The sequence below is a fragment of the Spirochaetota bacterium genome (genome assembly GCA_034190085.1).
Taxonomy (GTDB): Bacteria; Spirochaetota; UBA4802; order UBA4802; family JAFGDQ01; genus JAXHTS01.
Map to the genome: position 1 here is coordinate 88,773 of JAXHTS010000064.1, position 15,618 is coordinate 104,390.

Annotated in this window: 12 protein-coding genes; 3 read left to right on the forward strand and 9 right to left on the reverse strand. The window is 37.0% G+C overall.

Annotation, left to right across the window (positions count from 1 at the left end; genetic code table 11):
* Window positions 1–5: 5 nt before the first annotated feature.
* The 9 genes from SVZ03_12640 to SVZ03_12680 form a co-directional block, all read right to left on the reverse strand.
* Window positions 6–917, reverse strand: a complete 912-nt coding sequence (locus tag SVZ03_12640) for a hypothetical protein (GenBank protein MDY6935054.1) — start codon at window positions 915–917, stop codon at window positions 6–8.
* 179 nt (window positions 918–1,096) lie between these two features.
* Window positions 1,097–1,858, reverse strand: coding sequence for a YdcF family protein (locus SVZ03_12645; protein ID MDY6935055.1), 762 nt, complete (start codon window positions 1,856–1,858; stop codon window positions 1,097–1,099).
* Between the two features lie 122 nt (window positions 1,859–1,980).
* Window positions 1,981–2,646: an ABC transporter ATP-binding protein gene (locus SVZ03_12650; protein MDY6935056.1), complete on the reverse strand. Its 666-nt coding sequence runs from the start codon at window positions 2,644–2,646 to the stop codon at window positions 1,981–1,983.
* 261 nt (window positions 2,647–2,907) lie between these two features.
* Complete coding sequence (locus SVZ03_12655; GenBank protein MDY6935057.1) at window positions 2,908–3,615, reverse strand: hypothetical protein; 708 nt, start codon at window positions 3,613–3,615, stop codon at window positions 2,908–2,910.
* A gap of 371 nt (window positions 3,616–3,986) precedes the next feature.
* Window positions 3,987–4,895, reverse strand: coding sequence for an SDR family oxidoreductase (locus SVZ03_12660; GenBank protein ID MDY6935058.1), 909 nt, complete (start codon window positions 4,893–4,895; stop codon window positions 3,987–3,989).
* Window positions 4,896–5,159: 264 nt separating this feature from the next.
* Window positions 5,160–6,371, reverse strand: a complete 1,212-nt coding sequence (locus SVZ03_12665; GenBank protein ID MDY6935059.1) for an acetyl-CoA acetyltransferase — start codon at window positions 6,369–6,371, stop codon at window positions 5,160–5,162.
* A 20-nt stretch (window positions 6,372–6,391) separates the two neighbouring features.
* Window positions 6,392–7,849, reverse strand: a complete 1,458-nt coding sequence (locus SVZ03_12670; protein MDY6935060.1) for a 3-oxoacyl-[acyl-carrier-protein] synthase III C-terminal domain-containing protein — start codon at window positions 7,847–7,849, stop codon at window positions 6,392–6,394.
* Window positions 7,850–7,999: 150 nt separating this feature from the next.
* Complete coding sequence (locus tag SVZ03_12675) at window positions 8,000–9,844, reverse strand: class I adenylate-forming enzyme family protein (GenBank protein MDY6935061.1); 1,845 nt, start codon at window positions 9,842–9,844, stop codon at window positions 8,000–8,002.
* Between the two features lie 619 nt (window positions 9,845–10,463).
* Window positions 10,464–12,245: a DUF2341 domain-containing protein gene (locus tag SVZ03_12680; protein MDY6935062.1), complete on the reverse strand. Its 1,782-nt coding sequence runs from the start codon at window positions 12,243–12,245 to the stop codon at window positions 10,464–10,466.
* Window positions 12,246–12,661: 416 nt separating this feature from the next.
* On the opposite strand from SVZ03_12680, the gene SVZ03_12685 reads away from it, so the two are divergent.
* The 3 genes from SVZ03_12685 to SVZ03_12695 are packed head-to-tail and all read left to right on the forward strand — an operon-like array spanning window position 12,662 to window position 15,607.
* Window positions 12,662–13,684 carry a hypothetical protein gene (locus SVZ03_12685; protein ID MDY6935063.1) on the forward strand — a complete coding sequence of 341 codons (1,023 nt, stop codon included), beginning with the start codon at window positions 12,662–12,664 and terminating at the stop codon, window positions 13,682–13,684.
* Between the two features lie 14 nt (window positions 13,685–13,698).
* Entirely contained in the window at window positions 13,699–14,970 is a 1,272-nt protein-coding gene (locus SVZ03_12690; protein MDY6935064.1) for a radical SAM protein, read from the forward strand.
* A 1-nt stretch (window position 14,971) separates the two neighbouring features.
* Window positions 14,972–15,607 carry a bifunctional precorrin-2 dehydrogenase/sirohydrochlorin ferrochelatase gene (locus SVZ03_12695; GenBank protein MDY6935065.1) on the forward strand — a complete coding sequence of 212 codons (636 nt, stop codon included), beginning with the start codon at window positions 14,972–14,974 and terminating at the stop codon, window positions 15,605–15,607.
* Window positions 15,608–15,618: the final 11 nt, after the last annotated feature.

Consider the following 15,618-nt stretch of genomic DNA (forward strand, 5'->3'; position numbering starts at 1 on the left):
AGAAGCTAAGATTCATTCTCTCTTCTCTTATTTCTTTCTGTAATGAAATAGTCAATAAAGAAGGATAGAAAAATTCCAAATAAAAGAGATGCCATAAAGGCAACTGCAAGCTTTATAACTAATTTACGACTCAATGTCATCTTACTCTTACTGTTCATAAGCTTCCGTTTATCCCTAATATCTGGTGATATTGGCATTTTAGGCTCAATTATTACTGACGAGGGGTAGGTGTAGGAATCTAGAACTAATATAGGATCAATAATCATCTTCGACTTCAATAAATCAGTATTTTCTCTTATTCTACTGAATGCCCTTCTATATAATTTATCATGTCTGTTCAATATCTTATCAATTGTCCTGTTAACACAATAATATGATATCTCCGGCAGGATAGAGGTATATCCTATGTATATACAACCTTCCACTTCTCTATATTCCCATGAAGGCAAATCATAATCCATTTCCTGATTCTTATTCTTATTATTCTCATAAAAAATCATATTATCATGATCCTTATCATTAGCTAATTCAAGAGTATGCATCTCAATTAACTCACCAATTGTTATAGGTGGAAACTTCTTATGGTAATCTTTTAAAAATTCCTCAATAAAAAAACTTGAGTCTAAATATAATTTAATATCCGACCATTGCTCAATTAATACATTTGCAATCTTGCCAATTTTCACCTTAGCATCAACAGTATAAGTATTTAGTTCAGACACGACATCGATCATCTCTGGGTTAGATTTAGGTTTAGAAGATAAGATTACTGTCAATAAAGTAATAATAATACTTATTCCGACTATAACAGATATCAAATACCTCCATTTCCATATTTTCATTACTATATCGTAAAGTTGTATCTCATCATCTTGATCCTGACTTTGGTTGTAATGATAATTTCGGTCCTCTCTCATGAATTTAACTCCAGATAAATCAATAGAATAGTCATTACCGAATTTAAATATTATCTATATCCATTCAGACATTAAATATTATTAAAAACACCCATATCCCATTCAGAGTCGTGGCTTATAAATACACCAACATTTCTACTAATATATATTCAATAAAACTATAATAAGGTTTATAGCAATTATTCAGAAGAGATGAACAATCCATATTTAATATAATAGAAAAAGATACCTATGCTTTCCCTTAAAGCTCTGGCACTCTTAGATAAACTGTTTATATTAGGCAAAAAGTCATATAAATTACAACCCTTCCCTTTCCCTGAAAGGGGAGCTGAAGAATGAGAGACAACATCTAGTCCTGCTTTTTTGAAAAGATATTCTGCCCTCCTTATGTGATATGCAGAAGTAACTAATAAACCCCTTTTATATCCAATTTGAAATAATTTCTTTTTAACATAAAGGGCATTCTCTACTGTATCCCTACTCTCATCCTCAATTATTATTTCCTTTGGTTTCACCCCAAGGTCGATTAAGAACCTCTTAACAACATGGGCTTCCTTTTGACTACCAGCAACACTTCCTCCACTAACCAATATTGGAATATTGTATCTATTATGTAATCTAACAGCATCAACGATTCTTGGAATCATATCATATGAAGGGATGCTCACTCCGGAAAAATCTTCAACACCATCAATCACACCACCTCCCAAGAGTATAATAACATCTACACCCTGTTCACCACTATAAATGCCTCGTTTCTCAACAATTCCGATCAAAGGGGTTGCAATACATGAAATCGATATAGAGTATAATATTATCCCTAAAAAAAGATTTATCAATAAAAGTTTATCTCTTCGATATAATCCGTATAAACCCAGAAACACCAAGCAAACAACTAAAATACCTGGGATTGTGACAAAAGTGCTTATTATCTTCTTCAATGCAAACATAACAAAGGTGGTTTATATATTCGATCTTACTCTAGACTATTCAATCATATGTTATAATATTAAATATTATATAGTTATTATAGATTGATAGACATGTCTATGTATTTCCGATGTCAAGCCTTTTTCAAAATTAGCTTACCATTCTCAAGATGATAATGAGAGTCAGAATTCCTGACAATAAATCTATTGTGGGTAGCAATAATAATCAATATCCCTCTCTTTTCTATTATATCCCTAAATAGTGCGAAAACCATCTTTCCTGTCTTCTCATCCAGATTTCCTGTTGGCTCATCAGCGATAATGACTTCTGGGTTGTTTATAATAGCTCGCGCAATTGATACCCTCTGCTTCTCTCCCCCTGAAAGTGTAGCTGGATACTGATGCACTATCTCTTCAAGATTTAAGTACTGTATCAGATAATCAACATTCTGCTTGATGTTTTTCATTGATGGATTCAGTATAGCAGGATATAGAATATTTTTATAAGCTGATAAATCAGACAGTAAATTATATGATTGAAAAACTAAACCGATTTGTCTATTCCTATATCTAGATCTTTTGAAATCATTCCATTTATATATATTATTACCTTTGAAATGAACTACCCCTGATTTGGGTTTTAACAAACCCGACAAAATGCTTAAAAGTGTAGTCTTACCAGATCCAGTCTTACCGGAAATCGATACCATATAATTTGAATCACACTCAAAATTGATATTATCTAATACCCTCCTTCCTCCAAAAGAAATCTTAACATCTTTAATGGATAGAATATTCATAGTTTACATGATAAAAAATACTATTTTAATTCCCCATATAATACGGAATGGGATAATGAAAACAAATCAACAAATAAATATCATTAATAAGTAATTGAAGATTACCGGTATGCATAAAGATGAAATAATTAGGGATTGTAAATGAATATAATTATTATTTAGGAAGAAATAGCACTCTCATTTATTGGAAAGGAATTTTAAAATAATAATTAAATCGTAATGTCAATCTTTTAGATTACTGAGTTTGGAAAAGTAAAGATATCAATACTCAATCGCCCTAATGATAAAATTGGTCATAGCCCGATCAGCATCCTTAATACCCTTATAGTATGTCTCAGCAATACTCAATAAATTATTATATACAAAAGTAAGATGTGGAATTAGAAAATCCCTCTTTAGGGAATTTCTTACTGGAAATGCCATATTATTCCTAATCTTTCCAAGAGCCTTTTCATCAATTAACTTGACTCTACCATTAATATGACTAAATACTACATCGTCAGTTCCTACAACTGTTGGTGAAGGATCAACAATCCTCACTACAACATTGGATTCAATATCATATTGCCTCTCGCCAATTTCGAATTCCATTTTGGAAACATTCTGTCCACTTACAAACAATCTCGATCTCTTTGTCTGTATGCCAGTTATCCTGTTATCACCGAAAATATCTCTATGAAATTTGTATGTTTCAATTTCAATATAATCCTTGCCAAGTCTATAGGTTATCCTGTATGGCAGCACTCTGATATCCTTTGTGGAAAGCAGTTTATACTTGGCAACAACTTCCTCTATCTTTTTGTTCAGATTAAGTATCTGATTATCTAACCTTTCCCCATCCTTATTAAGCTTCTCAGACTCTAATTGTGCTTTATCAACTGACTCAATTGGTTTCTTCTCAGCCCCAGCTTGTGAAATAAAATGCAGCAAAAATATTAATAGAAATAGTATCACATACCATCTACACATTTTTATATCCTAAATTCCATAATTGATATCCCGTAGTGTTTAAAAAAGTAATATATTATCACAAATCTCAGTTAGAGAAAATATATCATATTCTAGTTTATGTTTGATTGAAATTCAATCATTTTTTTAGTGATCCCTTGAAAAGTCCCTTAGAATTTAAAACTGTAAATTATTTCAGCACCTTAATAATACAAGTATTATGTAAAAACTTAAAATTCAAATAGCTAAAATGAAAAAATATGGGCGATCCATAAGATCGCCCTCGACTCAAATCCTTGATTCATATAATCATTCTTTCATTATATTCCAAAATTCATTGGTTTTTAATCAAATCTTATAAAAAGTTATCATCGCTTAATAACCAACTCATCCTATTGTAATAGTGGACCTAACGCAGAGAAAACCCCATTGGCATCATTATTGTACTGCGCGTTATCCAGACTATTGATCTTATCCCAATTATCCTTAATATCTTCTGGAGTAGGTACCTGTTTCCCTTCATGAAGGATCATTCCAGGACCTGTTAACATTGCCGATCTTGAAAAATATCCGGCACCAGCATTCATTATGACACCAGACTCAGTGAATTCCTCTGAACACATCCATAGTACTACAGGCGTTACATACTCAACCTTCAACTTATCTAATAGGTTTGGCGGCATAATATCCTCTGTCAACCTTGTACCAGCTAATGGGGCTAAAACATTTACCTTAATATTATATTTGCCGCCCTCTAACTTGAGAGTATTCGCCATGCCAACAAGCCCCATCTTTGCGGATGAATAATTTGCCTGCCCAAAATTACCGAATAAACCAGCGGCAGATGTTGTCATTATTATCCTTCCATATCCATTTTCTCTCATATTTATAAAGGCTGGTTTTGTTACACAATAAGCTCCCTTTAGATGCACCGCTAACACAGCATCCCAATTAGACTCTTCCAATTTAGTAAAGCTTTTATCCCTGAGGATACCAGCATTGTTTACGACAATGTCAACCTTGCCAAAGGCATCAATCGCTGTCTTTGTGATGTTCTCTCCTCCTTCAACAGTTGCAACATTATCATAATTAGGTACAGCCTCACCACCAAGAGCCTTTATCTCAGATACAACCTCATCAGCCGCTGCACTACCTGCACCTGTGCCATCCCTTGCCCCTCCTAAGTCATTAACTACAACCTTTGCACCACGTTTTGCCAACTCAATTGCATGATTCTTACCCAATCCAGCTCCTGCTCCTGTTACTATAGCTACTCTCCCAGTAAAATCAATCTTTGACATTACATCGTCCTCCTAATAATAATATTATTCAAAACCTATTCTCTTCCCACACCTCAACTTTCTCTCAAATCCTATGAAGCCCCTCTTCGACTTCGAACAGATTAATTATATAAGCTACAATTACTTATTTGCACAATAATCCAAAAATAAGATTAAATAGCAGGGAACATCGCCTCTCTTCACTTTAATTCTCAAAATCTATTCGCTATGGTGAAAATTCTGAAAACATCTCAAGACTCCGATCCCCGCTTATATCATATAAGATTATGCATCTTGTTTTCCAATAATAGAGATGCTGCAGACGTTCATCATTGGGAATCCACCCAAATTGTGAGTAAGACCAAATTTTGGATCCTTTAATTGTCTCTCTCCTGCACGTCCTTGAAGTTGTAGATACATCTCATAAATCATTCGAAGACCGGATGCTCCTATCGGATGACCAAAACACTTCAAACCTCCATCTATCTGACAAGGAACTCCACCATCTTTATCATAAAATCCATCTAATATATCTTTAGGCGCTTTCCCTCTTTCTGATATATGTAAATCTTCCATGGTAACGAGTTCAGTTATCGAGAAGCAATCATGAACCTCCATCATGCTGATCTCCTCCCGAGGATTCTTTATACCAGCCTCTTCATATGCCTTCTTGCTTGCCTTTGTTGTAGTCACAACATGAGCCCCATCCCAGTTATTATACTGCATCTCTTCTCCATTGCTCAAAGATACCTGCAAAGCCTTTACTGTAACGAAATCCTTCTTACCAAGTCCTTTGGCTATATCAGGGGTTGTCACAATCGCACAGGCAGATCCATCACTAACACCACAGCAATCGAACAATCCCAAGGGATAAGCAATCATGGGTGCGGCTAATATCTTTTCTTCACTTACAGGCTTTCGAAGATGTGCTTTCGGATTTATAGATCCATTTAAATGACTCTTAGCAGACACATGAGCCATTGCCTTCTTTAAATCATCCATCTCTATCTCATATTTTCCAGTATATCCACTGGCAAGCATTGCAAAAGCTCCGGGAGCTGACATATTGGGAAACCAGAGTGAAGCAACACCATAATTTCCTGACATGCCAAAATCTGGTAGTCCACCATAACCCGTGTCCTTTAACTTTTCCACACCTATTGCCAAGGCAATATCATAAGCGCCTGAAGCAACACCATATACAGCGCCCCTGAATGCTTCAGTCCCAGTGGCACAAAAATTTTCTACTCTTGTCACAGGTATATTATTTAATCTTAGTGTAACAGATGCAGAGGTAGCGCTCTTCCCTACGTTTATTTCATCAATACAACTACCGAACCATCCCGCTTCAATCTCCTTTGTGTCGATTCCGGCATCCTCTAGACACTCCTGATATGCTTCAACCATTAACTCCTCAGCACCCACATCCCATCTCTCTCCAAATCTTGTGCAACCCATACCAATAATAGCTACTTTATCTCTTATTCCTGTTGCCATATCTATTACCTCCTTAAATATTAATTACCGGATTTAGGAAATGCTTTCCAAAAATATCCGTGATAGCCACGAATATTATCCACCTTTCTCTTTCTGAAACTCATAGCCATTGGTAATCCTACCTTCACTTCTTCCAAAGCACAATCAGTAAAATCACAAAAGAACCTGCCCCCTTCATCAAAGGTAACAACACCATAAATACCAGGCGGATCAATTGAAGCTGTTAGAAGATCCCCGGTATAGGATAGAACCTTTCCAGATCTTCCTGCAAACTCATAATCTTCTAGGGTATGCAATGAATGACAATCTGGATTAACGCAAATATCCTGAGCAGGAAACTGAATTGTACCACACTTGTTGCACTTGCCTCCCACAAGGCCCAAAATCATCTTGCGATTTCTCCATAGTGTTGTTAAAGCTGTCTGGCCATAGGCCTCCCCTCTAAGGCCTATATCTGCCTCAAGTAAACCTCTAAATCTTGCATACTTCTCATAATTAGCAAGATCCGCTCTCTTAGCAAGGCTGCCCTTGATTCCCAAAGGCTCCTTTATATCATTAATTCTATCAGTAACCTCAAAACCAATCACATCGCAACCCTGACCAAAGCTTGCCATCAAAATCTTATCACCGGGCTTCGCTTCCTGAAGAGCGGAGATAAACATTATAAAGGGATGAGCTGTCCCAGTATCGCCACATAACTCATGCATGTTGTCATGAACCTTTGAAGGATCAACGCCCAACTTCTTTGTAATATTAGCGTGCTCTCTCTTGAAATAACATGGAAAAATAATTCTATCAAAACTATTAATATCCATACCTGTCTTTTTTAGGTAACCAGAAATCGCCTCAGGTATTATTTTAGCATACCCCTCATCTCTTACCCATCTCTCTTCCCAAGTATAGTCATAATCCTTTCCATAACCCTTATAATGATCCGCAAAATCACAACTATAAGAGTAATAATCCTTAATCTCTGCTATCACATCATCCTTTCCAAGAAGAAGTGCTCCGGCTCCATCACCTAAAAACATCTCATACATAGTTACCATCTTTGTATGACGGTGATCTGATGCCACTACCAATATGTTGTTCCTCGTTCCAGCCTTTAACGCCTCATATGCAGAGATAACAGCGGTTGTGCCTGCCTTCAGGGAAGCGGCAAAATCCGCATTTGTTACACCAGCTTCCGGAACATTCAACGCTGTAGAAAGAATACCAGCATTCTGCCTATCCGCATAGGGCATTGAAACGGATGCTAAAGAAACACCGTCTACTGATTTCCTATCCTTACCCTTCATGCAGTCATAAGCAGCAGCTACAGCCATAGTCAATGCATCTTCATCCCAATTTGCAACTGATTTCTCACCCTGTGCAACTGCCATCATCACAGGGAACAGCCAAGACATACTCTGGGCTGCAACCATTCGATTCATTCGATACCTAGGAATATACCCCCCATAGGATGTAATTCCGATCATGATTAATACCTCCTTCTGATCAAATTTTTTACTTAATAGATATAATCTTACGAATCAAAATACAATCATCGTATTTCCTTCCAATAAATTCATTTTATAAAACATTGAGTCAACACGCTAATTATAACATCCCTCTAATATTTATAATTCTCACCCTCGCTTAGCAATTCCTTCCCAATATTGATCTTCAATTTCTCTCTTTAACAATTTGCCATCTAGATGTCTTGGAAGTTCTTTAGTAAACTTGACAATCTTAGGAATCTTAAAACCATATAGTCCTTTTTTCCTACAGTAGTCCATTATCTCTTTTTTTGTAGATTTAACTCCTTTACGAAGTTGAATAACAGCTGCTACAACTTCTCCAAGATCATCATCAGGGGCTCGAACAACTGCAACATCAACTACCTTTGAGTTTTGCTTAATTACTGTCTCAATCTCATTGGGGTAGACATTCACCCCACCGCTTATTATCATCTCCTTTACTCTTCCAGTAAGATAAAGGAATTCATCCTCATCCATATATCCAAGCAAACCATCATCAAACCAATGAACACCATTAACTACCTCATATGCGCTTTGAAGCTTCTCAGGAGTGCCTGAATACCGAAGACTAATTGTCATAACGGTCCTTGTTAAAACCTTGCCCTCTTCATTTGGCTTACACCACTCCCCTGTCTCACTATTATAGATTCTCGTCTCTCCACACCTTGGTTTACCAACACTGGCATATCGCTTAGGATTTTCCTCATAATCCTTGGGAGTCAATACTGTGGTCACCCCTGTCTCAGCAGAGCCATAATACTCCATAAAAACATTCCCCTTACAACCCCTCTCTATAAAAAAAGAATTTGCCGCCTTCTTTAACTCAGGCGAAGCAGGGGCAGCAGCACAAATTAAGGCACGCATCGAGCTTAAATTATATTTATTCTTCACTTTTTTTGGAAGATCCAATATTCTGTCAAGCATTGTAGGGACAACAAAAACCCAGCTTATCCTCTCTCTCTCAACAATTTCCAAGAACTCTTCAGGATCAAACTCTACCATGGGTATTACAGTTCCGCCATAGATCATAAATGGCGCCCATCCAGCCATTACTCCGGCATGATAGAGAGGACCCGGCACCAAACACCTAATATTATGAGTTATTGGATCGTGAATATCGGCACCATTGTACCAATATGACAAGCTGCCCTGCATTACGAGAAATCTCAAATACTCTTTAAATGAAGATCTGGGCCTTTCAGCGCTATCACTAAAGAGATACCCCATACCATCAAAATAATTTACATTCTTAGGAACTCCTGTTGTTCCTCCAGTAAAGGGACTTGCCGCAAGAATAAAATTTGTTTCCGGTTTTGTGTTTGATGATTCTGACAACAAATTCTCATAAACGATCATATTCTTCGGGGCATTCTTCCCAACAACTATAAAAAACTCAACAGACTTTAGTTTTCTTTTAACAGCCACCACATTCTTAACTAAATCCTCATGTATTATGAGAAGTCGCGGGGAAACCCTATTGATTGCCTCTGATAACTCATCCCCCTTCATATGCCAGTTTAGAAATGCCATGGGGCAACCGATCAATGATCCAGCGTTTAGCGCCTCAAAGAACTCATTACCATTGTATAGCATCTCTGCAAACTTATCCATTGGCTTTAGCCCTAAGGATTGCAAAGCATTTGATAGCCTGAAAACCCTATCTTTAAATTCACTAAAAGTAAATCTCTTATCCTCTACTATTATAGCCTCTCTGTCGCCAAAGACTTCCCACATTGATATCCAAAAGCTTGAAGCAATTTTACTTAATCTAAATCTAAATATGCTTTGAAGACTATTCAATAAGCCAACATTCTTAATAGTAGTATAGAAAATTAAAACCATGTTTCTAAATCCCCATTGCTTCCGCATCACCCTCCCGGAACCACGTGAATGCTCCATTGTAAGCAATTTTGGGATGACCATCAAAATACTTATAAAGCTTTTGTCACTCATTCTACCCCTCATTTTATTGAATAATTATTATAGATAGAATTTAATGCTAAATAATACTATTACTAGCTATATACTAAGCTTACATTTCTCCCTTTACCATTCTCTTGGAATGGAACAAATTTACAAAAAACTGAATTTGTAGATATATTTTGATTATAAAACAGGGTTAGATTATAAATTGTCACAATTAAACATTTGACACTTATGTAATAAATCAATTAATAATCCGATATACCCATATCAGCGCGTCTATTTGATCAAGAATGCTATCAAACAGAGTGATTCAGTAGCTGATTATTATATGGATTTTATTAAGTATTGCTAAATCATTATTCATTTAATAAAAACCAAATCACCAGCGATATCAATTTTTAGCATATCTACCGCTGTGATGTCGGTTGACAATAATGCGGTCATATTCAAATACTTCAGTAAAATAATCAATTATATTTTAGAATATATAACCATTTTTGCTTATTGCTCTATAAGTGTGGGCATAGAGAAGATAAACAAGGATCATTCATCTAAAGTAGAAATTGATCTCTCTGATTTATACTATAATCAGAATAATCTGCTTTAATCAGCATCAAGATATATAGAATTCCCTACACAAACATCTCTAAATTGATTCTTCTAATCCTATCGCATATATTGGTTCAGGATTCACATATATACGTGCTCCGGCGTCCTTTATAATCTCTTCATGACTCAAATCATCATCACTTACCCTCACTTCATCGAGTATTCCATTCATCCATGCATCGTTATCATGGGTAAAGACTTCATCAGTTGACATCAAAACCGGATCATCATTGGTTGCCTGTATTGCTGAAAGGCTTTTCACGCTATCAATTTTTCCGTTTATGTAAAACACTACAGAGGAACCATCATGAGTGAAAGCGATATGAGTCCATATCTCCTCATTGATGCTCGAATCTGATGCTTGTGAGATCATGTTAGACCCATCACCAATCGTTGTAACCAATTGCCTGCTTGAATTTATGATAAATTGAAATCCTGAATTAGTTACGGTGTGAAGTTTATCAAGGATGATATGATACTCACCTCCTGGCTTAGTACTGATTTTCACCCATGCTTCAACAGTCATATCACCCGTAATATCCATATCGCCCGTATCACCGCCCTGGGTGGCTTGGGCCCACCCATTACTTGTGGCATCGAAATCTATAGCAGATCCAAATCTTCCAGCTACCCAACTATACCCATCCTTTAAAGTAGCTACATCATCACTACCCGCGACATCATGAGTTTCATTCCCAAGGCCCTCATTAAAATGCCATAAGGCCATTGTGTTGACATCTGAACTCAATTCCTGGGCATATGATCCATCACTAACAAAGGTATTATCCCAGGAAGAAGGGGAACTGACTCCAGGATTTCCATAATACATATAAATCGTAGCTGAATCATTGGCCGGGATATCGATTACCTTTGTCCAGAGAGTGGCCAAGGGTGTAACAGAATCCCATTCCTCAATCCAATAACTAATCTCTGTTTCCGTATTTGTTATATCATTATAATAGGTAAATCTTATATCATCCCCATTGATGTCAGCCTTAGTAAAATCAAAGTTACTGGAAGTAAGTTCTATCTTTACCTGATAATCACTTAAATCTACGCCAGATTGCTCAGTTACTGTAATCTCTTTTCGAAACTGCCATGATACATCAAACCATTTCTTAATAACAGTAATGTTGATGAACTCTGTATCACTAATCATAGGAATGCCTTTATCGTCTACAGTGAAAAGGATATTGGAGTAGACTCCTGTTTGTCCAAATGACGGCATCCAGCTAAACAATCGAGTTGTTGAATTAAAAGTTGCGCCTGAGGGGAGATCGCTTGCGGAATATATCAAGTCATCCTCATCTGGATCATTGGCATTAATCATAAATTCAAGGAGCTGATTCTCATCAACAGTCCTGTCTCCGATAAACTCAAGGACTGGAGGACGATTTACATCTCCAACTGATATGGTTATGGACTCAGAGGCGACTGCAGGTGATGAGCCATTATCTGTCACCACAAAAAGAACATCTGGATAGTTCCCTGATTGTCCATAGTCAGGGAACCAACAAAATACTTGAGTAGTCGCATCAAAGGTTGCTCCTGAGGGCAGGTTATGTGCAGAATATATCAACTCCCCCCCTTCCGGGTCACTAGCTTTTACTGTGAATTCAAGAAGCTGATTCTCATCAACTGCCCTGTTTCCAATAGATTCAATTTCTGGCTGACGATTATCTGTATTCTCAACCATCATAGGACTCTCTTCTAACAACCCTCCCAAGCCATTACCACACTTAGTAATGGAAACAATGAATAATAGAATCATAATTAGAATAGAAATTGAACAGAATTGATTAATCGTTACCTTATTCATAACTCAACTCCAATAGTTAAGAGTGATAAATCTTTGTCTCACATTGATTTATATTCATCACTATTATTTACAAATCAGTAATAATTAGATTATTCAGATTTTACACTTGTTGACATGCTATTTATTGATCATATGTGGTGTTTTCTGAATACCATAATAAAATAGTAATTATCCTTGGAAGAGTCAAAAAAAAGCATGGATATTCGAAAAATTAGCATAATAACAAATTCTGACTCAAAGGTTGTGAATGGTTAAATGAGAATCACATATTTAATAATTTATTGCCTAGCGAGGTAACCTTTCATTTGACAAAGTGATAGAAAATTATTATAATTTAATCTTGACGATTGAGTCCCTATGATAACTATATTTTATAGCGATACCGCTATTATGAAAATTTCTAACAAAAGAGTAAAATGAATACTTATACCATAATTGAACAAAAAATACTAAATCGGATTCAAAAGGATTGTAAAATTACAGAGACCCCTTTTGAAGAATTAGCAAATGAGATAGGCATCAACGAGGATGAGCTTTTAAGCGCTGTTTCAAGATTAAAAAAGGACGGAATAATAAGAGATATCTCAGCTATATTTAATGCATCAATGTTAGGTTATCATTCGAGTTTGATAGCATTTGAGGTGTCAGATTCAGATGTTGAGTCTGCCTCAATGATCATAAATGAACATCCTGGTGTTAGTCATAACTATTTGAGAGATCACAAATATAATATCTGGTTTACTATTACTATTGATAATACCGCCCCTATAGAGAAAGAGGTTTCAATAATTGCTGAAAGATGCAGGGCGGAGGATTTTCTAATTCTGAAAAACAAGCAGCTTCTAAAGATTGGTCTCATGCTTGAGGTGGGAGATTGCGGCGATGGTAATGAATCAACAGATGTCGAATACACTTTGCATAATGAAAACGAAAAATTGTTATCAGAGGGGATATCAGAGGAGGAGAAGCGTGCCATTTATCTATTACAGATGGATTTACCCCTAATGCATAGGCCATTTAAATATCTGATCCACAGTAATAATATAGATATTGATGAGGAGAGTCTCATTTTAATGGGAGAAAGATTTAAGCGTGAGGGCATAATGAGAAGGTACTCTGCTATTTTAAGACATAATAGAGCAGGTTACAATGCTAACGCAATGACAGTATGGAAGACGGACAGTATACAAGATGATAAAGAGATTGCCAGCATTTTCTCTTCGATTCCCAACATATCACATCTGTACCTTAGAACAGTATATCCAGGCAAATGGGAATACCCGCTATTTGCTATGATACATGCGAAGACTAGCTTAGAGCTTAATGGCATCATAAAAAGATTAGAAGAACGTTCTGGAATAAGAGATTACCTCGTATTAAACACCCTGAGGGAATTTAAAAAGAAGAGGGTAAAATTGTTCCAAAATAATTACATTTAAAATAGGATTGAACAATGATCGATGTTGGTAAACTATATTGTGGTGGAAGCTCTACTGGAGACGGACTGCGCTATGGCAGGGAATCCGGAATTGATTCCCATGGCAATGCGCCACACAAAACGGAAAAACAGGCAAAGGAAAGAAGGCCCATTGTAGTCTGGAGCACAACAAGAAGCTGTAATCTAAACTGTGTGCACTGTTACACAGATTCATCTAATATCAAGTACAGCAATGAACTAACCACCGATGATGGCCTCAAACTTATAGATGATCTTGCTTCCTTTAATATACCATCCCTGCTATTCTCTGGAGGCGAACCATTGATGAGAAAAGACTTATTCATCCTTATTGAAAAGGCTGCCAACAAAAATATCAGACCAGTAATATCGACTAACGGAACCCTGATAGATAAGGACACAGCCAAAAGCATAAGGGATTCAGGGATAGTCTATGTTGGGATAAGCCTTGATGGGATGGAAGATGTAAACGATCACTTTAGGGGTGTTAAGGGCGCATTTACAAGGGCAATGAAGGGCTTTGAGAACTGTCTCTCAGTAGGTCAAAGGGTTGGATTGAGGTTAACCCTTACCAAACAGAATCATATTGACCTTAATAAAATTTTTGACTTCATTGAGAGGGAAGGAATAAACAGGGCATGCTTCTATCACCTAGTCTACTCCGGTAGGGGAAAGGATATGTATAAAGATGATCTATCGCATAATGATTCCCGCGATGCGATGAATACCATTCTTACAAGAACAAAGGACTACTTTAATAGGAATCTGGACATCAATATACTCACAGTGGATAACCATGCGGATGGGGTATACATCTACCGCAGGCTCATGGAGGAGAACCCTGAAAGGGCAAAAGAGGTATATGACCTCTTGGAATGGAATGGAGGGGGCGCTAACTCAACCGGTGTTGGGATAGGTAATATAGATTTTGTGGGCAATGTCCATCCGGACCAATTCTGGCAGGACTATACATTTGGGAATATAAAGGAAAGGAGCTTTGGTGACATATGGATGGATGAAAGCGATCCCTTAATGAAAGGCCTTAAGCATAAGGCTGATTATATTAAGGGAAGATGCAGGATGTGTCACTATACCAACCTCTGTACAGGTTCTATGAGAGTAAGGGGGTACAGGACATTTGCCGATCCTTGGGCTCCTGATCCACAGTGCTATCTCTTGGATGATGAAATTGGGCTTGATTTGAATAAGAGGAGGACATTATCCGAAGCAGGAGAAGATTATAAGATGCCAGATGAGTTGACTCAATAAGATGCTTTACCCTATATATCTTAACATTGGGAACAAGCTTGTCGCGATTATTGGTGGCGGAGAAGTCGCCTTTAGAAAGGCCAAAGACCTCATCGAGGCAGGGGCCAGGGTTAGGATAATCTCGCCTACAATACATGAGGGAATAATAGAATTAAAAAATTCCAACATCGAATCAATCAATCTCATCCAACGAGAATATTCTCAGGGCGACCTAGAGGGTGCGATCCTCGTCTTTGCCGCGACAAACGATCAAAACATCAATAGACAGGTCTTTAATGAGGCTGAGGGTAAGAATATATTTATAAACTCAGTCGATGATCCCCCAAACTGCTCATTTTTTGTCCCATCGATGGTAAGAAGGGGCGATTTTATACTATCAGTTTCTACTAGCGGCGCTTCCCCTGCAATGGCTGCCAAGTTGAGAAGGCTCTTTGAAGAGGATATACCACATAACATAGAGGATATCCTGAAATCACTCAGGGAGGCAAGATTGACATTACAGGAAATTGAGGGACTTAACCCCACAGAGAGAGGGGCTGTATTGAAGAATATCGTCAATGATGATAATCTGTTAACCAATATAGTAGAATACAGCAAGAAAAATAAGATGAAGGAATTCATACAGATGCTTATATAGGCAAGAGGTAT